This window comes from Acinetobacter sp. F9 (assembly GCF_019195275.1).
Lineage (GTDB): Bacteria > Pseudomonadota > Gammaproteobacteria > Pseudomonadales > Moraxellaceae > Acinetobacter > Acinetobacter pseudolwoffii.
This window is the reverse complement of record NZ_CP078068.1, coordinates 2,653,150-2,672,399: the sequence shown is the minus strand read 5'-3', so window position 1 is coordinate 2,672,399 and position 19,250 is coordinate 2,653,150. Positions and strand designations below refer to the sequence as shown.

Here is a 19,250-nt window from a genome sequence, read left to right as displayed (position 1 = left end):
GATAGATGGTTTTTATTTTATTTAGACATTAAAAAGCCCCATGGTTAGGGGCTAGTCGTATATAGGTCAAGCCCATATACTGTAAGAGGCTCATCTCAAACTGAGTGTATTAGAACATAGCAGCTTGCAAATAACCATCTAAATCTGATTTAAACCGTCAATTGTTGTTCAATCACCGGCCATAAATTCTCATGTGATTTTTTAAACATCAGCATATGGCCAATGGCTTTATGCGCATATCTTTTAGGTTGAAGCTTAATCATCTGAGTATCTGCATTGGGGTATAAACGCAGTAAATCTTTTACATTTGCTTCTGTTGCAATTTCATCATCCGATGACCAGATCGAAATAATCGGGCAGGTGATTTGAGCATGAAAATCTGAGCGTGGCAATATGGTTTTACCCATTGCATTCATGACATAGCCCGGTTTGCTACAGAACTGTGCCCATTCACGCGCCACATCTTTAGGCAGATTTTCGCCCATGCCAATGGCTTGAGTCGGAGCATATCCTTTGCTCATACGGGCCAGTGGGAAAATGAGATTGAACATGACCGGCGCCAGCAGTTTGGTTTTACCTTTAAGTCCTTTGACATGTCCGGTTGAGCCAGCAACAGCCACCACTTTTGCAACTTTGTCATAATTCGGTACGATCCCCAGAAGCTGACCACCAGCACTATGCCCCAGCAAAATCACTTTTTCTGCATGAGTACGTGCTAATAAAGCATCAATCGCGGCGGGAATATCCAGTTGACCCCATTGCACAATGCTGGCTTTGGACTGTTTTAAAGGGCCTGCGAGTGACTCACCAATTCCCCGAAAGTCAAAGACCAGTACCGCATAGCCCTGAGCTTGCAACCAGATGCAGAAATGATGATAAAACTGTTGGGTAATACCTGTGGCAGGACAGACCAATACCGGACGTTTTTCAGATTCTGAAGAAGCCGCATAAAAGCGTGCACTTAAGTGATAGCCATCCTGGCACTGTAGAGTCAATGTTTCAAATTCAGACATACGATACACTATGATTTTAGCTTCCTGATGAAGCTTTAACTTTATAGAGTTTTTGAAGGGATGCTTGCGCAAAGCATGACTTAAAAGTCAGTAAAATAATAGATATGGAATGAGCTTATGCTATCAATGGAACTTGCACTGGCCGTTAAAATCGCCATTATTTTTAGTGGAATATTCTTGTGGATTGGGATGTTTACCGGGGTCTGGAAGTATTGGCAGATCCGTCAATCACCACAGTCACGCGCACATTATTATGTCGATATTGCCCATCGTAGCAGTCTGCTATATGCACCAGCGACGCTAATTCTGGCAGTTCTGGCATATTATTCCGATTTATCCAGTGCCATGAATTTGATCTGCGTACTGGTGAATATCGTATTTTTTAGTTTTTCGATTGCAGCTTATATGCTGCATGGTTTCCTGCAAGATACCACCAATCAGTTTAAGCAACCGCATCAACTGGGTCGGTTTCATCTACCTGGCAGTCTGATGAGCTTGGCAATGCTGGGATTAATTATTGCAGAACTTGGAGGAACGGGGATTTTACTCTATGGCGCATTTGGTGGGCTATTTTAATTATTCTTAAAAGTAATATTTTGGTTTTTTTACCAGATGGATGACTGGCCACATCATCCATCTGGGCTAATTTAAAATTTGATTATCGGTATTTCTGGTCTATGGCAGCCCATAGGAAGAAAGCAGCTGAGACGATCAGCGCATAACCAAAGTATTCAAGTTTTAAATTACCTTGAATTAAGCAATGGACGGTTAAAGTCAGCATAAGTGCAAAAGTGGTGCATATAAATGTCACCAGATTGGTGTCGTTGGCTTTAAGAGCGTCAATGAAGACTTGCTTGTTGAAATGTAATGATAACATCTCCATCCCTCCCATTTATTTATGTTATTGAAGACTAAAGCAGATTAAGTTAGTCAGAATTGAACATACAGTTGTACTGTTTAATATCAGCCTTTGCAACCATCGGGCTGCACTTTCAGGGTCAAAATGGCCTTCTTTAGTCGTAAAAATACATAATCAATTGATTAGTAAAGCATTATATATTCAGATTACACCTCCATATCGTCATGAAAACAATAGCTAGCAATTGTTTGATGTGAGCAGATAGAAAATGCAAATTCTACGCCAAAGATATGTAGTGTTAATCAATAGAATGTAAGACTGTGTATAAGTCAGGGGGCAAGATGGTTTAAGTCAGCAACAACATGTATCTAAAAGCTAAAATTCAAAAAATTATTTATATTTATATTAAAAATAGGATCATTCGAGCCTAATTATGAATCACATTTTCTGGAAAAAGCACGAGTAAATAGACACACAGCGATGATTTGATATTGTCTGTAAGAAACAATAAAAGTCCGTTTGGGTAAAACCTGACAATTATTGATCACGCTAAAACCGGATTTTGGGTAAAAATACGATCTTTATCAGACAGCCTAGAAAGATTAGTTTCTAATACGATCAATCACAGCTGCAATCAGCAATACAATCATGGATGGAATAAACCAGGCCAGATTCTGTTCTGAGAGCGGCAAATTTTGTAGTACGGCAGGCAATTCAAAACCAGCAACTTTTATTCCATCAAAAATACCGAAGATAAAGGCCACTAGCGTCACTGGTGCAATCACATGAGACGGTTTTTTGAAGAAGCTAGCGCAGAAGCTCAATAAAATCACATTAATTGCAGGTGGATAAATCGCGCTCAATACGGGCACCGAAACGGCAATCAGTTTGGTTAAACCCAGATTTGAAATAATCAGTGAGAAACCGACCAGAATAAATACAAAAATCTTGTATGGGATTTTAGTCAAACTGGAGAAATATTCGGCACAGGCGCAGGTCAGGCCAATCGCAGTCACCATACAGGCAATAAAAATCATGCCAGACAGGAAATAAGCACCCATATCACCAAAGGCATGTTGTACATAGGCATGCAGGATAATGGCACCATTGGCTGCATTCGGTGCAATTTCGTGGCTACCGAGTCCGAGTTTAAACAGACTTAAATACACCAGTGTTAAACCGATACCGGAAATAATGCCGGCATTCACCGCATATTTGGTAATCAGTTTTTTATCGGTTACACCACGTGAAGTAATCGCTTTTACAATCACGATCCCGAAAACCAAAGCACCTAAAGTGTCCATGGTCAAATAACCATTGACGATGCCTTCAGTCACCGGACTGGTAACGTAATTATTGATCGCTGCCGGTGGATTGCTGGCAGGAATCATTACGGCTGCCACACCCAAAATGATCAAAGAAATAATTTTAAGCGGTGACAGGAAATAGCCAACTGTATCCAGAATCTTGTTTGGATATAAAGACACCACAGTGACTATAGAAAAATAGATGATGCTGTACATGAGCAGGCTGCTCGATTCATCACCAAAGTAAGAAGAAAAACCAATTTCATAAGAAACGGTTGCAGTACGCGGTGTTGCAAATAAAGGGCCAACAGCTAAGTAACACACCACAGTCAGTAAAATACTGGCTGCTTTACCAAGTGGGGAACTGAGTGCCTGAATAGAACCTTCAACACGCGACAACGCAATAATGGTGATTACAGGTAAGCCGACTGCAGTAATAAGGAAACCTAAAGCAGCGAGCCATACATGTTCACCGGCTTGTTGAGCCACAATCGGAGGGAAGATAATGTTGCCCGCACCAATAAACAGTGCAAAGGTCATAAAACCTAGGGCGACAATATCCCGGGTACGCAGACTTGTCATAAAGGGAGATCAATCGACCAAAAGAAAGCGATTTTAGTGTATATGTCCAGCTTTTTGGAGTTTATTTTAAGGCGACAGGCCTTGAATCTATTGATTTTGCTGCTCAGATAACCATTCATTCAAATTTTGGTAGAAATATCTGATTGATAATCAGCTAAAAAATAGATGATCTAAGCCCACTATATGGATTGATCTGAATTTTCTTTAAAATTCTCAAATTATTGTTTGTATGAATAAGCAACAGTTGAAATTCTGATTTCCAGAAAAATTGCGGTGATGAAATCTACTAACTGTGACATATGTAATAAAAAAGGGACTATAATTCAGATATTCATAGTGAGGATAGATATATGCGAGCTCCAGCGATTAGTCTTAAAACTGAGCAAGATGTAGAAAAATTGCGGATATCTGGGCGTTTGGCCGCAGAAGTTTTAGCGATGATCGGGGAGCATGTCAAGCCAGGTGTCACGACCGAATATCTGGATGATCTCTGTCATGATTTTATTATCAATACTCTAAAAGTAACACCGGCCAATATTGGCTATTATGGTTATACCAAGACCACCTGCATTTCGCCGAATGAAGTAGTCTGTCACGGTATTCCATCCTCAAAAACCGTGTTGCAGGATGGTGATATTATCAATATTGATGTGGCGATCATCAAAGATGGTTATTTCGGTGATACCAGCCGGATGTATTATGTGGGAACGCCATCTCCAGAAGCCAGACGTCTGGTCAATACCACCTATGCAGCGATGCTGGCCGGGATTCATGCAGTGAAGCCGGGAGCTACCTTAGGCGATATTGGTTATGCAATTCAAACCGTTGCACAGCGTGAAGGCTATTCGATTGTGCGTGAGTATTGCGGTCATGGCATCGGCAAGGTTTATCACGAACAACCGAATATTCTGCATTATGGACAGCCGGGTCAAGGCATCAAGCTGGTGCCGGGTATGGTCTTTACCATTGAGCCGATGGTAAATATGGGTAAAGCCCGTGTCAAAGAACTAAAAGATGGCTGGACTGTGGTTACCACGGATAAATCGTGGTCTGCACAATGGGAACATATGGTTTATGTGACCGAAACCGGATTTGAATTACTCTCTCCATGGCCTGAAGGCACGGGTGATTATCCGGAAATTTAAAATTTTGACGGGATTTCTGTTAAAAACTTTTGACTTGCCAAATTTACAAGTTCATCGTTTTTGCTGACGAAAATATACAAAACACTACAGCAAAACAATGGTTTGAAAATAGAAGTCTGGTTAGACTGAGAATCAGTTACAACGTTTCCTTTTTTATTCACTGTGCTGTAGTGACCTGTTTCTCTAGCTCATTTTTCCCCAAGAATGAGCTATTTTTTTGTCCATATTTTTATTAGCTATGGTTTAATTCTGCGACCAGATAGTCAATAAATACCCGGACTGCAGGCAGCAGACCGCGACGTGAGGGATAAACCGCATGAAAAATACCATGCGGTGCTTTCCAGTCAGGTAAAACCCGTACCAGTTCGCCACGTGCCACATACTGCTCTACCACGTTATCTGGCAATAAGGTCACCCCGCAGCTTGAAGCCGCAAGTTGCGCCAACATATTGAGGTCTGAACCCAATACAGTTGGACTGACCCGAATTTTCTTTTGTTCCTGCTGCTCGTTTTGTAAGGTCAGAAATTGTTCGGTATGATCTTCTGCCATAGTCAGAATCTTATGTTCAGCCAGTTGCTCGGGGGTTTTTAGCTCACCAAACTGATTGAGATAACCTTGACTTGCAAACAGATGCTGTTCAATTTTTTCAAACTGACGGATGACCAGATTCGGATCGTCATCCAGACTGGAGCGTACCCGCAGTGCCAGATCACAGCCTTCATTAATGATATCGACCCGGCGATTGGTGATCATCATCTGAACTTTAATTTCTGGATATTGCTTGAGGAAGTTTGGCAGGATTTTGGCGATTTCATTCTGGGCAATTAAAACCGGCAAACTGACTTTAATCGTACCACGCGGTTCGGTACTAAGATGATCGACCAGATCATGTGCTGCCTGTGCTGCATTTAACATGACTTGTGCATGGCGGTAAACGTTCATGCCAATATCGGTGACCGCAAAATGACGCGAGCTGCGTTGAATCAGGCGGACACCTAGACGTTCTTCCAAGTTATGGACACGACGGCTAAGCTTGGATTTAGGGATGTCTGTTGCACGTTCGGCTGCGCTAAAGCCGCCATGTTCCACCACCTGTGCAAAGCAGTAAAAATCATCAAGATCAGTCAGCATTCCAAAATTCCATTTATGCAACAATCTGCTGATTAAAAATTGATTGTTACGTTCTGTCAATTAAAAAAATATTGAAGTTACTAAAATTTAAAAGCCAACACACTCGATAATGTGATACATAGGCGCTCATTTATAATGTCTGGAATCTCATTACACCACAGCTAAGTGGTGATTCATTAAAAAAATTGCCATTCAATATATAAGCTTAGATAATAAATAAATTTCGTATTAGCCGTCGATGTAAAGTTCATTCAGTTTGAATAATTATGCTAGGTTAAAAGGTATTTATTTTCTAAGCTCTAGCACTCATTTATGATTAAAAAAATTGTCTTAAGCCTATGTCTCTGTGTTTCTCATGTGGCTTTTGCTCAACAGATCGCCCTCAGTTTCGATGATGGACTAGACCCAGCCAATAACCCAGATGCTTGTCATATCAATAATGACATTCTAAATACCCTAAAACAAAAGCGAATTTTGGCTATTGTCTATCCAAGCGTCAGTAAAATTGGCACAGAAAAAGGGTTGCAGATGATTTCAGAGTGGGGGAAACAGGGGCATCGAATAGGCAATCATGGAAATTTACATCTTAACCTAAATAAAGATGACATTAGCTTGAAAAATTATTTAAAAGACATAGAGCAAGGACATCAAATATTTTCTACATTACCCGGATTTGTACCACGTTACCGATTTCCATTTCTTAAAGAGGGAAATACGCTAGAAAAAAGGGAAGGAGTACGACAATGGCTGATAACCCATCATTATCAATCGGGAACTGTTAGCATCGATGCGAGTGATTGGTATTACAATCAACTGTTTTTGCAGTATCAGCAAGCACAAGATCAAGAAAACCTGAATAAATTAAAACAAGCCTATCTGTTTCATTTGCTTGATCGAGCACAGTATTACGATAATTTAGCACAACAAACATTAGGACGTTCCCCCAAGCATGTGCTTTTACTTCATGTAAGAGCCATTAATGCGGCTTGGCTAGAAGACATTATTGATTTGTTTAAGCAACAGGGCTGGAAATTTGTTGATAGTGATAGCGCTTATCAGGATTCAATTTATAAAATTCAGCCACAAACTCTACCTGCGGGTGAAAGTATTTTATGGAATATTGCACAAATTTATGGGCTCGAGTCATTACGTTATCCAGCTGAAGATGCCCCCTATGAATATCCAAATTTGAAAAAATTTGGTTTAAGTGTGGCGCCTTAGATACGGCTATTTCACTTTAGAAAATCACGAGGTGTATGCTATAGACAGTAAGAGTTAGATAGTATTTAGGCTGTAACCAATATGATTAAGTGTCGCTACGTTTTCTAAATACCTGAATAATCATCATCGAACATGACACAGCATATGTCTTGTGATGAAATTATTTTTCTAGGAGCTGAATCAACTGTTGCACACCGTCAGTAGCCGTTTGGGTGATCTTGTGAAATTGTACCGGCAATTGTTGTTGGTCTGCTCTGGGGTCAATATAATAGGCCTGGCAAGATACCGGAATGTCATGAATCAATCCCGCCACTGGATAAACTTGCAGACTGGTGCCAATCACCACAAAAATATCGGCATCTTGTACACAATTTTGGGCTTCTGCATAGGCAGGAACGGCTTCGCCAAACCAGACCACGTGTGGACGCAGTGGATAACCTGCTGTGCAAAAGTGCTTGTTTAAATCTAAATCAGTTTCTTCAACCGGATAGAATTCGGTCGTACTTTGTGCATCTGGACCTGAGGTTTTGGCCAGTCGGATATTGCCATGAAGATGAATCACTTTGCTGCTGCCGGCACGTTCATGCAGATCATCGATATTCTGGGTAATGACATGCACATCATAATCTTGTTGCAGTTGCGCAATCTGGAGATGTGCAGTATTTGGCTCTGCCTCCAGAATATTTTTTCGGCGTGCATTGTAAAAGCGCTGTACCAGTTGCGGATCTCTGGCCCAGGCCTGCGGAGTGGCGACATCTTCAATCCGATACTGTTCCCAAAGACCATCGCTGTCACGGAAGGTATTGATGCCACTTTCTGCGCTCATACCCGCACCTGAAAAGACCACCAGTTTTTTCATTATTTTTCTCCTGAATATTTAAACTGCCGAAGTACTCGATTGTGAATTCTCTTTCAAGAAGACACCGAGTTCTCTGGAAAATTTTAGCGGTTCAGTCAGCAAGGGCGTATGACCGGATTTTTTAAAAATCACCTGTTTGGCTTGAGGCAGGCTTTCTGCAATCAGGCTCTGTCCTTCAAAAGGATAGAGCCGGGATTGCGCGCCGCTAAAGAAAGTCACCGGACATTGAAGTTTGGTTAATGCTTCACGGTAATCTTCTCGATGATACAGATAATTGTTGATATACCACGCCATATAGTCCATACGGCTGGATGGCAGTAATAAACTTTGAAAGCGAGGTTGATGCAGTAAAAACTCAAATACTTTAAGACTATAGGGATGACTGTTTTGCAGCTGGATAAAGCGCAGCCACAATGCGCCAATCTGTTGGCGTACCGTTTGATCTAGATCGCGAATAAATTGAATTTGCGGATGTGCAGCGAGGAGAACAGACAGTTGCTGCAAAATCTCCCTAAATTCGTCATGTTTTGATCCAAACAGACCAAAAGCCCAAGTATCATCTACCGGTATTTTGGGTGTCTGATCAATATGCAAATAAGCCGTGATCCGTTTAGAAAAATGATCAGAGTGCAGACCATGCATAAGTGTGGTTGCCCCCATAGAGTAGGCAATGACTATGACTCGATCGAACTTGAGCTGATCTACCACTGAGCGCACATCCTGCCAATGACAGTTAATTGCATCCAGATTTGCTGGAATTTTACAGTCTTTGGATGCACCGAAACCACGCCATTCTGGAATAATAAAACGAAACCTGTTTTTATGCGGATATAAAAAGGCCGCCCATTGCCAGCTCAACATGCCCAGACCAGACAACACTAAAACCGGTTGACCCTGACCGTATTCACGTACAAACAGCTGTTCGCCGTCTGGCATGCGATAAAAGGGCATGAATATTCTCCTTATTTTTATCCCGATAGTTTATTTAAACTGTTTGAGTCGCGGAATAACGGTTTCCAGCCAGTGAATCCAGCCAAGTTCTTGATCAATGCCGAGTTGTAAAATCATTTTATGAATATACAGGGTGCGATCATTTTCATCAGCTTGGGCAAAGTCTTTGGCAAAAATTTGCTGATAGGTGTTGAGTTTTTCTTTGTGCAGGACTAAATGCCGTTCCAGTTCCGCTAATGTGTTGTTGCCACCAAGCTGCGCTTCGGCACGTAAGCGTACCATCAATTCTTCGCGCAACTGTGCCGGTGGACTTTGCTGTATCATCCAGTGAGCCAATTCTTCACGACCGGGCAGTTCAACCTGATAGGTTTTTTTACGTGAATGTGCATCTTCTTCTTCGAGTGTTGAAATCCAGCCCTGTTTTGACATGGCATTTAGCTCTCGATAGATTTGCTGGTGGGTCGCATTCCAGAAGAATCCCATTGAGCGGTCAAAGCGCCGCGCCAGTTCTATTCCGGTACTGGGTTTTTCAATCAGGCTGGTCAGTAGCACATGCGATAAAGACATAAACGTCTCAAAAAAATGACTCGGGATTATTATGCAACATGTTGCATAAAAATCAATTCTGATTTATATATTAGTGCAACAAGTTGCATAATTCTGATCGATAAATGCAATATCTGATCAGCTGAATAAAAATAGCCAGCACATCAGCACGCTAAGGAGTTGAAATGTCTAAATATCCGAATTTACTTGCCCCGCTTGATTTAGGGTTTACCACACTCAAAAACCGGGTGTTGATGGGGTCAATGCACGTGGGGCTTGAAGAAGCACCCGGCGGATATGAGCGGATGGCAGCTTTTTATGCAGAGCGTGCCAAAGGTGGCGTGGCCTTAATCGTGACGGGTGGTATTTCACCCAATGATCATGGGGTGACGTTTCAGGGCGGCTCCAAGCTTGACAGTGTCGAAGAAGCTGAAAAGCATAAAGTGATTACCCAAGCGGTGCATGATGCAGGCGGGAAAATTGCCCTGCAAATTTTGCACACGGGCCGTTATTCCTATCAGGCAGAAAATGTTGCACCCTCTCCGATTCAGGCACCCATTAACCCGGTCAAGCCGCATGCCTTGAGTTCAGCTGAGGTTCAGCAAACTATTGATGACTTCGCCAATTGTGCCAAGCTGGCACAGTATGCCGGTTATGATGGCGTAGAAATTATGGGGTCGGAAGGTTATTTGATTAACGAGTTTATTGCAGCGCGAACCAATCATCGTGATGATGAATGGGGTGGCAGCTATGAAAACCGCATTCGTTTCCCGATCGAGATCGTGCGCCGTACCCGTGAAATGGTCGGTGAAAACTTTATTATTATCTATCGTCTGTCTATGCTGGATCTGGTGGAAGGTGGCTCAACTTTAGATGAAGTGGTACAACTGGCTAAAGCCATTGAAAAAGCCGGTGCCACGATTATCAATACCGGCATCGGCTGGCATGAAGCACGTATTCCGACAATTGCCACCAAGGTTCCTCGTGCAGCCTTTACCTGGGTTACCCGCAAGCTCAAAGGTCTGGTAAAAGTTCCTCTCATTACTTCTAACCGCATCAATACACCTGAGATGGCTGAGTATGTACTGGCTTCTGGTGATGCCGATATGATTTCCATGGCGCGTCCAATGCTGGCTGACTCTGAGTTTGTGCTTAAAGCTGAACAGGGTCGTAGCGATGAGATCAATACGTGTATCGGTTGTAATCAGGCCTGTCTGGATCATATTTTCTCGATGAAAATTGCCACCTGTCTGGTCAATCCACGGGCCTGTTATGAAACCGAACTCATCTTCAAAGACGTTGGCGAAGCGAAAAATATTGCCGTGATTGGGGCAGGTCCTGCCGGTTTAAGTTTTGCAGTCTATGCAGCGAATCGTGGTCATCAGGTCACGGTATTTGATGCGGCTGCACAGATTGGGGGACAATTTAATATTGCCAAAACCATTCCGGGCAAGGAAGAATTTTATGAAACCTTGCGCTACTTTAAACGTCAAATCGAGTTGCAGCCACGCATCAAGTTAAAGTTAAATCATACTGCCAGTTTTGCAGAACTTGAAGCGTCAGCATTTGATGAGATTGTCGTGGCAACAGGGGTAACCCCGCGTCAACTGGATATTCCGGGGATTGATCATCCAAAAGTCTTATCTTATCTCGAGGTGTTAAAAGAGCGTAAAGCTGTGGGACAGCGTGTGGCGATTATTGGTGCGGGGGGTATTGGTTTTGATACCGCGGAACTTCTGAGCCATGAAGGGGAAAGTGGCAGTATCAATCCAGAAAAATTCTATGATGAATGGGGCATCGATACCAAATATGATCAGGTCGGTGGTTTAAAAACTCCAGTTCTGGAAAAATCATCCCGTGAAATTTACTTATTGCAACGAAAAGCTGCTTCTGTGGGTTCTAGTCTGGGTAAAACCACGGGCTGGATTCACCGCACAGGGCTTAAACATCGTGACGTGAAAATGATTGCGGGTGCCAGCTATGACAGGATTGATGATCAGGGCTTGCATATCACCGTCAATGATAAGCAAATGGTGTTGGAAGTGGATAATGTCATTATTTGTGCTGGTCAGGAATCTTATACCGCCATGTTTGATGAGTTAAAATCTGCTGGTAAAAGTGTACACCTGATTGGTGGCGCCAAAGAAGCGGGTGAGTTAGATGCTAAACGTGCCATTCGTCAGGGGGCTGAATTGGCAGCGGTGATCTAAAAATATTAAAACCTGCTTTTTTTCCTCTCCTTTATTAAAGGAGAGGATTTATAAGAAAGAATCTCCCTTGTGAAGCAGTACTTCTCACCTTTAATAAAGGGGGAGCGCTCTGTATTTAAAATATCAAAACAAAAAAGGAACCTCAAATGAGCATCGAAACTACAAAAAAATCCATTGATCGTTGGCACGAGATGTTAGCAACCCGCGATATGTCGATCTTGAATGAGTTACTTGCTGAGGATGTTGTATTTCGCTCACCTGTGGCTTTTCATCCTTATCCTGGCAAACAGGTGGTCTTTTTTATTCTGAGCAATGTGATCCAAGTCTTTGAAAACTTCACTTATCACCGTGAATTTATAAGTGAAGATGGTAACAATGTCGTACTTGAGTTTTCTGCTCAGGTAAGCGATAAAAAACTCAAGGGAGTTGACATGATTCAGTTTAATGAAGAAGGTCAGATCATTGATTTTGAAGTGATGATCCGGCCTAAGTCTGGACTTGAAGCCTTAGCGGTACAAATGGGCCAACGGATGCAGTCATTCCAAGTTAAAACTTAATTCGAATTATTGATTCAAGTCGGCATGAAGTTTGTAAATCACAGCTAGTCGAACTAGAGAGGATGACAGATGAAAATGTTGCTTAAAAAATTGGGTCAGCTGTCCAGTGAATATCTGGATCGCTTCAGTGGCGCAGATGAACCGACCCTGTATTACCATCCAAATGGTGTTTTTTCAGGACTCATTGAACGCTTACCGCAGCTGCAACAAAAATATCGTCCTACGCCGTGGTTAGCCAATGCACACGCACATATTCTATATTTGGATCTTATTAAAAAACATACGATTAAACTTAAATATGATGTACTTGAACAGCTAAAAATGTCGGATGGCGGGATTACCGGTATTGCCTGGTATGGGCTGGATTTGCCAGCAAATACACCGACCATTGTCTTATTACATACCATCACCGGCTCTCCAGAGTCGATGCGTGAACTGGTACAGGATCTGCATAAACATACCGGTTGGCGAGTGGCCTTGTGTTTGCGCCGTGGGCATGCAGACCTGCCCATGCCTGTAGCTAAAATGAACCTGTTCGGCTCGACCCAAGATCTACGTGAACAACTGCTGTATATACAGGATAGATTTCCTCAGTCTGAGCTGTATGGGGTCGGATCTTCTGCGGGTACAGGCTTGCTGGTGCGTTATCTCGGAGAAGAGGGATCACAAACACCGTTAAAAGCGGCTTTTGCCTTATGTCCAGGCTATAACACCGAAACCGGATTTGCCCATGTACATCCGTTTTATAGCAAAGTCATGGCCAAAAAACTAATCAAACGCTTTATTCATCCTTATCAGGAAACCTGGCAAATTTATCCTTCCTGGAAGCAATTGCTGGAGGTAAAAGACTTATCGGAGTTTGAACAGCGTTATTATCAACTGGCCGGTTTTTCAGACTATGAGAGTTATAGTAAGGCCACGAATCCAATTTATGTATTTGAAAACATTAAAGTTCCATTAATGATTTTAAATGCGGAAGATGATCCGGTGTGTCATATCCAGAATCTGGAACCTTATAAAGAAAAAATTCGGGCAATGTCGAATATCATGGTGATTACCACCAAAAAAGGCAGTCATTGCGGATTTTATCAAGGTCTGATGCAAACAGAATCGTGGGCTACGCGATTAATGGCAGACTATTTGATGCACTTGTCTCGTAATTCTGCACCGACATCTGCTTAAAAAAGAGTAATAAAAAAACCCAGCAAAAGCTGGGTTTTTTTGATGAATTCTCTTGATTAATCAAGCGCTGGCATCGCTGCTGCAATGGCATCAGCCACAGCGTCTTCTTCAGATTTGTTTGAATCAGAGTTTGATTTAGGCGTTGCTGCAGGTTTTGAAGGCTCTGGAGCTGGATTGTTTTCTGACGGCGTTCTTGTTGGAGCTGGTGTAGCTTCAACAGGTTCAGGCTTCTTCACTTCACGACGAATTTCAGTCGTCGTGTTAGCTGTCTGTTCACGTTGAATTTCCACAGTTGTCTCTGGAACTTCTTCAATTACCGCTTCTTCTACCGGCTCAAGCGGTTCAAATTGTGCTGGTTCAGGCGTTACAACTTCAGGTGCTGGATTAACCTCAACTTGTTCTTCTTCTTTAGGTGCTTCTTTTTTTACACACGCAGTCAAGCTCAGGCCAGTCAGGATTACGGTACAGAGTAAAAATTTCTTCATCATCATTGCATCAAACAGAAAAGTGTGGAGGGGATTACACTATTATAGCAGCAAATTACAAGATAGAAATCATATGAACTTACAGTAATTTTTTATTGGAATTGCTGTTAGAATAGTCAATTGTTTATTGTTCTTTGAATTGATGCGGATTGACTTTGCTTTCTAGGTACAAGGTAAAGTAAAATTGCGCAACATTGCAGGCCGATTTAGGCTCGATTGTACGAGAAACCCAATGACCCATTTTATTTTCGTTACTGGTGGTGTAGTTTCATCACTAGGTAAAGGTATTTCAGCTGCTTCTGTTGCTGCACTTTTAGAAGCTCGTGGTTTAAAAGTGACCATGGTAAAAATGGATCCATACATTAATGTCGATCCAGGGACGATGAGCCCATTCCAACATGGTGAAGTTTTTGTTACAGAAGACGGTGCTGAAACAGACTTAGATTTGGGTTACTACGAACGTTTCTTGCGTCGTGCGAAAATGACCAAACTGAATAACTTCACATCAGGTCGTGTTTACCAAGATGTTCTGAACAAAGAACGCCGTGGTGACTATCTGGGTGGTACTGTGCAAGTTATTCCACACATTACTGACAATATCAAAGAGCGTGTCCTGCGTGCAGGCGAAGGCTATGATGTTGCGATTGTAGAGATCGGCGGTACAGTAGGTGACATTGAATCTCTCCCATTCATGGAATCTGTACGTCAGCTAATGGTTGAACTTGGTCATAAACGTACCATGTTAATGCACTTAACGTTACTCCCATACATTAAGTCTGCAGCAGAATTAAAAACCAAACCAACACAGCACTCTGTTAAAGAACTTCTGTCGATTGGTATTCAGCCAGACATTCTCATCTGCCGTACCGAGTACGATGTAGATGCAGATACTATCCGTAAAATTGCATTATTTACCAACGTTGAAGCACGTGCCGTTGTGGTATGTAAAGATGCACGTTCGATCTATCAGATTCCACGTACTTTCTACGAACAGAATGTTGATGATTTAATCTGCGAACGTTTTGGTTATAACGACCTTCCTGAAGCGGATTTAACCGATTGGGATAACGTGGTAGAAGCATTATTGAACCCAGAATACACCGTTCGTGTAGCGATGGTCGGTAAATATGTAGAACTTCCAGATGCGTATAAATCTGTGAACGAAGCACTTTTACATGCCGGGGTGAAAAACCGCGTTAAAGTCCAAATTGACTATGTCAATGCAGAAGAACTTGAAAGCCAGGACGTGAACGAAGTATTGAAAGATGCCGATGCGATTCTGGTTCCAGGTGGTTTTGGTGAACGTGGTACTGAAGGCAAAATGCAGGCGATTCAATTCGCACGTGAAAACGGTGTACCTTTCCTTGGTATTTGCTTAGGTATGCAGTTGGCTGTAATCGAATATGCACGTAATGTTGTGGGCATTAGCGATGCAACGTCGACTGAATTTAACCGTTCGACCAAATCTCCATTGATTGGCTTGATCACTGAATGGTTAGATGAGCGCGGTGAAGTTCAGCAACGTTCTGCTGACTCTGATTTGGGTGGCACCATGCGTCTAGGGGCTCAAAAATCTGAACTGGTTGCAGGCACAAAAACAGCTGAAATCTATGGTTCTGAAGAAATCATTGAGCGTCACCGTCACCGTTACGAAATGAACAACCGTTATATCCCATTGCTTGAAGAAAAAGGCATGAAGATTTCTGGTTATTCACCGGTACAGCATCTGGTAGAAACAGTTGAAATTCCTCAACATCCTTGGTTTATTGCGGTACAATTCCACCCGGAATTTACCAGCTCACCACGTGAAGGTCATCCATTATTTGCCGGTTTCATTGATGCTGCGAAAAAGCAGTACCAAAAAACTCAATAATCGGTGTGTAGGACACAACTAGGAAGTTTAAATGTCGCAATTAAAACCACAAGAAATTGTACGTTTGGGCGATATACAAATGGCAAATCATTTGCCATTTGTATTATTCGGCGGAATGAATGTACTTGAATCTAAAGACTTGGCTTTTGAGATCGCTGAGACTTATGTCGATATTTGTACACGTTTGGGTATTCCCTATGTGTTCAAGGCCAGCTTTGATAAAGCCAACCGTTCAAGCTTGAACTCGTTCCGTGGCCCAGGCCTCGACAAAGGTCTCGAGTGGTTAGCTGACATTAAAAAACACTTTAATGTGCCAATCATCACTGATGTACACGAGCCGTACCAGGCGGCGCCTGTTGCAGAAGTGGCGGACATTATCCAGCTGCCGGCTTTCTTGAGTCGTCAGACGGATCTGGTGGAAGCCATGGCAAAAACCGATGCCATCATCAACATCAAAAAAGCACAATTCCTTGCACCACACGAAATGCGTCATATTTTGCATAAGTGTCTGGAAGCAGGAAATGACAAACTGATCATTTGTGAGCGTGGTTCAGCATTTGGCTATAACAATCTGGTTGTAGACATGCTGGGCTTCGATATCATGAAAGAAATGAATGTGCCTGTGTTCTTTGATGTGACGCATGCCTTGCAAACTCCAGGTGGCCGTGCCGATTCTGCTGGCGGACGCCGCGCCCAGATTACCACATTGGCGCGTGCAGGTATGGCAACCGGTCTTGCAGGTTTGTTCCTGGAAGCACATCCTGATCCAGAGAAAGCCAAGTGTGATGGCCCATGTGCATTGCGCATGTCTCAACTTGAGCCTTTCTTGGCACAGCTAAAAGAATTGGATACCTTGGTCAAAGGTTTCGAAAAGTTAGATACACACTGAGTTTATCACTCTTGCGCTGCCCTAAAGGCAGCTCATATTAATCAACTGAGGAATAGTTCATGAGCCAAATCGTTGACATTCGTGCACGTGAAATTTTGGACTCTCGTGGTAACCCTACCATCGAAGCAGACGTAATCTTAGCATCTGGCGTAGTTGGCCGTGCATGTGCACCATCTGGTGCTTCAACTGGTTCTCGTGAAGCTTTAGAACTTCGTGATGGCGATAAAGCACGTTACTTAGGTAAAGGTGTTAAAACTGCGGTAAATAATGTAAACACCTTAATCCGTGATGCTTTGCTTGGTAAATCTGTATTCGAACAAAAAGACATCGATAACACGATGATTGCTTTAGACGGTACTGAAAACAAAGAAAAACTGGGTGCAAACGCAACTTTAGCTGTATCTTTGGCTGCTGCACGCGCTGCTGCTGATGAAAAGAAAATTCCTCTTTTTCAATATATTGCAGACCTTCGCAACAACTCGATTTTGACCATGCCTGTACCAATGATGAACATCATCAATGGTGGTTCACATGCAGACAACAACGTTGATATCCAAGAGTTTATGATTGAACCTGTAGGCTTCACTTCATTCTCTGAAGCGCTACGTGCCGGTGCTGAAATTTTCCATTCACTTAAATCAGTATTAAACAAAAAAGGTTTAAACACTGCTGTGGGTGATGAAGGTGGTTTCGCACCAAACCTTCGTTCTAACGAAGAAGCAATCACGGTTATTCTTGAAGCAATTGGTCAAACTGGCTACAAAGCAGGTTCTGACATTATGCTGGCGCTGGATTGTGCATCTTCAGAATTCTACAAAAATGGTCAGTACATTCTTGCGGGCGAAGGCAACAAAGCGTTCACCAGCAACCAGTTCTCTGACTATTTGGCTGGCCTTGTAAACCAATACCCAATTATTTCAATTGAAGATGGTTTGGATGAGTCGGATTGGGAAGGCTGGTCTTACCTGACTTCGATTCTTGGCGACAAGATCCAGTTGGTAGGTGATGACCTGTTCGTAACGAATCCTAAAATCCTGCAACGTGGTATCAACGAAAAAGTAGGTAACTCGATCCTGATCAAATATAACCAGATCGGTACCTTGACTGAAACTTTAGATGCGATCTATCTTGCCAAAGAAAATGGTTACTCTACTGTGATTTCACACCGTTCAGGTGAAACTGAAGATTCAACCATTGCGGATCTTGCAGTAGGTACAGCAGCAGGTCAAATCAAAACCGGTTCACTTTGCCGTTCTGACCGTGTAGCGAAATATAATCAGTTACTTCGTATTGAAGAATTGACTAATGCTGCATATCGCGGTAAAGCTGAGTTTAAAGGTTTGAACTAAGCGACTTATGTCAATGTTAAATGTATTCGACTCGACTGCGAGTAAAGTACTGTTGGGCCTTGCGATCATTTTGATCGCAGGGTTTCAATATTTATACTGGTTTGGTGAAGGTGGTTATCATGATCATCAGCAGCTGACCCAGAAAATCCAGCAGCAAATGGAATTGAATGATGAGCTGAAAGAACGTAATCGCGTTCTGGCGGCAGAAGTCTACGATTTAAAGAATGGTATTGAAGCCATCGAAGAACATGCGCGTTTAGATCTTGGCCTGATTAAGCCACGTGAAACTTTTATTCAAATGAGCACGATCAGTACTCAATATAAACCCATCTATCTTAATCCAAATTCTAAAGTAGATCTGCGAACCAATGAGTCACCTGAGCCAACAAATACCCCGTAAATTATGGGTCATTCTTCCTGCTGCAGGTTCAGGTAGCCGTTTTTCTAAAACAGAACTCAAGCAATATCAGACGCTTCAACAACGAACTGTTCTTGAACATACCGTTGCACGTCTGAATCAATTGCCTTTGACTGGTTATGTATTGGCGATTGGTACACAGGACAATGTCGCAAAAACTCTGCCATTTTCCGATCTGGAAAAAGCACATTTTTGTTTGGGCGGCGCAGAGCGAGTGAATTCGGTGCTGAATGCATTAAATTATTTATCTGCAATGGCCTCTGAAGATGACTGGATCATGGTGCATGATGCGGCACGCCCTTGTGTCAGTCTGGATTGTCTTCAACAGTTGGTCAATACGGCAATTGCACAGGATCGGGCTGCGATTCTGGCGATTCCGGTACGAGATACACTTAAGCGTGTAGTCACCGGTTCTGATATTGAGGAAACGGTGGATCGCTCCATGCTCTGGCAGGCACAAACGCCGCAAATGGCCAAGCTGGGCACATTAAAACGGGCGATTGAACAGGCTTTGCAGGATGGTGCTAACATTACCGATGAAGCCAGCGCACTGGAACATATCGGTGAGCAGGTGAGTGTGGTGCAAGGACGTTCCGATAATATTAAAATTACCTATCCAGATGATCTGGAACTGGCCAAGCTGATTTTACAAGCTCAGGCTTAAAAATATAT

The 19,250-nt window shown here is 42.6% G+C and carries 19 protein-coding genes; 11 read left to right on the top strand and 8 right to left on the bottom strand.

Features of this window, described 5'->3' with window-relative positions; genetic code table 11:
• Positions 1–149 precede the first annotated feature (149 nt).
• Positions 150–1,013 carry an alpha/beta fold hydrolase gene (locus tag KT990_RS12730; RefSeq protein ID WP_218208883.1) on the bottom strand — a complete coding sequence of 288 codons (864 nt, stop codon included), beginning with the start codon at positions 1,011–1,013 and terminating at the stop codon, positions 150–152.
• Positions 1,014–1,130: 117 nt separating this feature from the next.
• On the opposite strand from KT990_RS12730, the gene KT990_RS12725 reads away from it, so the two are divergent.
• Positions 1,131–1,589 carry a hypothetical protein gene (locus KT990_RS12725; RefSeq protein ID WP_005097113.1) on the top strand — a complete coding sequence of 153 codons (459 nt, stop codon included), beginning with the start codon at positions 1,131–1,133 and terminating at the stop codon, positions 1,587–1,589.
• An 82-nt stretch (positions 1,590–1,671) separates the two neighbouring features.
• Here the strand turns inward: KT990_RS12725 and KT990_RS12720 are convergent, their stop codons facing one another.
• Both KT990_RS12720 and brnQ read right to left on the bottom strand, forming a co-directional pair.
• Complete coding sequence (locus KT990_RS12720; RefSeq protein ID WP_005097112.1) at positions 1,672–1,890, bottom strand: hypothetical protein; 219 nt, start codon at positions 1,888–1,890, stop codon at positions 1,672–1,674.
• Positions 1,891–2,474: 584 nt separating this feature from the next.
• On the bottom strand, positions 2,475–3,761 hold the full coding sequence (brnQ, locus tag KT990_RS12715) for a branched-chain amino acid transport system II carrier protein (protein WP_100355332.1): 1,287 nt from the start codon (positions 3,759–3,761) through the stop codon (positions 2,475–2,477).
• Positions 3,762–4,111: 350 nt separating this feature from the next.
• On the opposite strand from brnQ, the gene map reads away from it, so the two are divergent.
• A complete protein-coding gene (map, locus tag KT990_RS12710) occupies positions 4,112–4,906 on the top strand; it encodes a type I methionyl aminopeptidase (RefSeq protein ID WP_074383204.1) in 795 nt (264 codons plus the stop codon).
• Between the two features lie 232 nt (positions 4,907–5,138).
• On the opposite strand, the gene KT990_RS12705 is transcribed toward map, so the two are convergent.
• Positions 5,139–6,038, bottom strand: coding sequence for a LysR substrate-binding domain-containing protein (locus tag KT990_RS12705; RefSeq protein ID WP_159138302.1), 900 nt, complete (start codon positions 6,036–6,038; stop codon positions 5,139–5,141).
• Between the two features lie 312 nt (positions 6,039–6,350).
• Between KT990_RS12705 and KT990_RS12700 the strand changes: the two genes are divergently transcribed.
• Entirely contained in the window at positions 6,351–7,259 is a 909-nt protein-coding gene (locus KT990_RS12700; RefSeq protein WP_218208882.1) for a polysaccharide deacetylase family protein, read from the top strand.
• Between the two features lie 160 nt (positions 7,260–7,419).
• Here KT990_RS12700 and KT990_RS12695 read toward each other — a convergent pair whose 3' ends face one another.
• From KT990_RS12695 to KT990_RS12685, 3 genes are read right to left on the bottom strand one after another with little or no spacing between them, the layout of a single operon-like run.
• A complete protein-coding gene (locus KT990_RS12695; protein ID WP_100357034.1) occupies positions 7,420–8,118 on the bottom strand; it encodes an SIR2 family NAD-dependent protein deacylase in 699 nt (232 codons plus the stop codon).
• A gap of 18 nt (positions 8,119–8,136) precedes the next feature.
• The gene (locus KT990_RS12690; protein WP_218208881.1) at positions 8,137–9,069 is read right to left on the bottom strand and encodes an alpha/beta fold hydrolase; all 933 of its coding nucleotides are present in this window, start codon (positions 9,067–9,069) and stop codon (positions 8,137–8,139) included.
• Between the two features lie 30 nt (positions 9,070–9,099).
• The gene (locus KT990_RS12685; protein ID WP_100329579.1) at positions 9,100–9,636 is read right to left on the bottom strand and encodes a PadR family transcriptional regulator; all 537 of its coding nucleotides are present in this window, start codon (positions 9,634–9,636) and stop codon (positions 9,100–9,102) included.
• A 164-nt stretch (positions 9,637–9,800) separates the two neighbouring features.
• Between KT990_RS12685 and KT990_RS12680 the strand changes: the two genes are divergently transcribed.
• From KT990_RS12680 to KT990_RS12670, 3 genes are all read left to right on the top strand, one after another.
• Positions 9,801–11,825 (top strand): NADPH-dependent 2,4-dienoyl-CoA reductase, encoded by a 2,025-nt coding sequence (locus KT990_RS12680; RefSeq protein ID WP_005097099.1) that lies wholly within the window; start codon positions 9,801–9,803, stop codon positions 11,823–11,825.
• Between the two features lie 146 nt (positions 11,826–11,971).
• The gene (locus KT990_RS12675) at positions 11,972–12,382 is read left to right on the top strand and encodes a nuclear transport factor 2 family protein (RefSeq protein WP_005097098.1); all 411 of its coding nucleotides are present in this window, start codon (positions 11,972–11,974) and stop codon (positions 12,380–12,382) included.
• Positions 12,383–12,451: 69 nt separating this feature from the next.
• Complete coding sequence (locus tag KT990_RS12670) at positions 12,452–13,564, top strand: YheT family hydrolase (RefSeq protein WP_005097097.1); 1,113 nt, start codon at positions 12,452–12,454, stop codon at positions 13,562–13,564.
• Positions 13,565–13,620: 56 nt separating this feature from the next.
• Here the strand turns inward: KT990_RS12670 and KT990_RS12665 are convergent, their stop codons facing one another.
• Positions 13,621–14,055 (bottom strand): hypothetical protein, encoded by a 435-nt coding sequence (locus KT990_RS12665; protein ID WP_005097096.1) that lies wholly within the window; start codon positions 14,053–14,055, stop codon positions 13,621–13,623.
• A 226-nt stretch (positions 14,056–14,281) separates the two neighbouring features.
• On the opposite strand from KT990_RS12665, the gene KT990_RS12660 reads away from it, so the two are divergent.
• The 5 genes from KT990_RS12660 to ispD are packed head-to-tail and all read left to right on the top strand — an operon-like array spanning position 14,282 to position 19,242.
• Positions 14,282–15,922 (top strand): CTP synthase, encoded by a 1,641-nt coding sequence (locus KT990_RS12660; RefSeq protein WP_005097095.1) that lies wholly within the window; start codon positions 14,282–14,284, stop codon positions 15,920–15,922.
• Positions 15,923–15,953: 31 nt separating this feature from the next.
• A complete protein-coding gene (kdsA, locus tag KT990_RS12655) occupies positions 15,954–16,811 on the top strand; it encodes a 3-deoxy-8-phosphooctulonate synthase (protein ID WP_005106657.1) in 858 nt (285 codons plus the stop codon).
• A 59-nt stretch (positions 16,812–16,870) separates the two neighbouring features.
• Complete coding sequence (eno, locus tag KT990_RS12650; protein WP_005097093.1) at positions 16,871–18,160, top strand: phosphopyruvate hydratase; 1,290 nt, start codon at positions 16,871–16,873, stop codon at positions 18,158–18,160.
• 7 nt (positions 18,161–18,167) lie between these two features.
• Positions 18,168–18,560, top strand: a complete 393-nt coding sequence (locus KT990_RS12645) for a septum formation initiator family protein (protein WP_005097092.1) — start codon at positions 18,168–18,170, stop codon at positions 18,558–18,560.
• Positions 18,529–19,242, top strand: a complete 714-nt coding sequence (ispD, locus tag KT990_RS12640) for a 2-C-methyl-D-erythritol 4-phosphate cytidylyltransferase (RefSeq protein WP_005097091.1) — start codon at positions 18,529–18,531, stop codon at positions 19,240–19,242. The genes KT990_RS12645 and ispD overlap by 32 nt, the downstream gene beginning before the upstream one ends.
• Positions 19,243–19,250 lie beyond the last annotated feature (8 nt).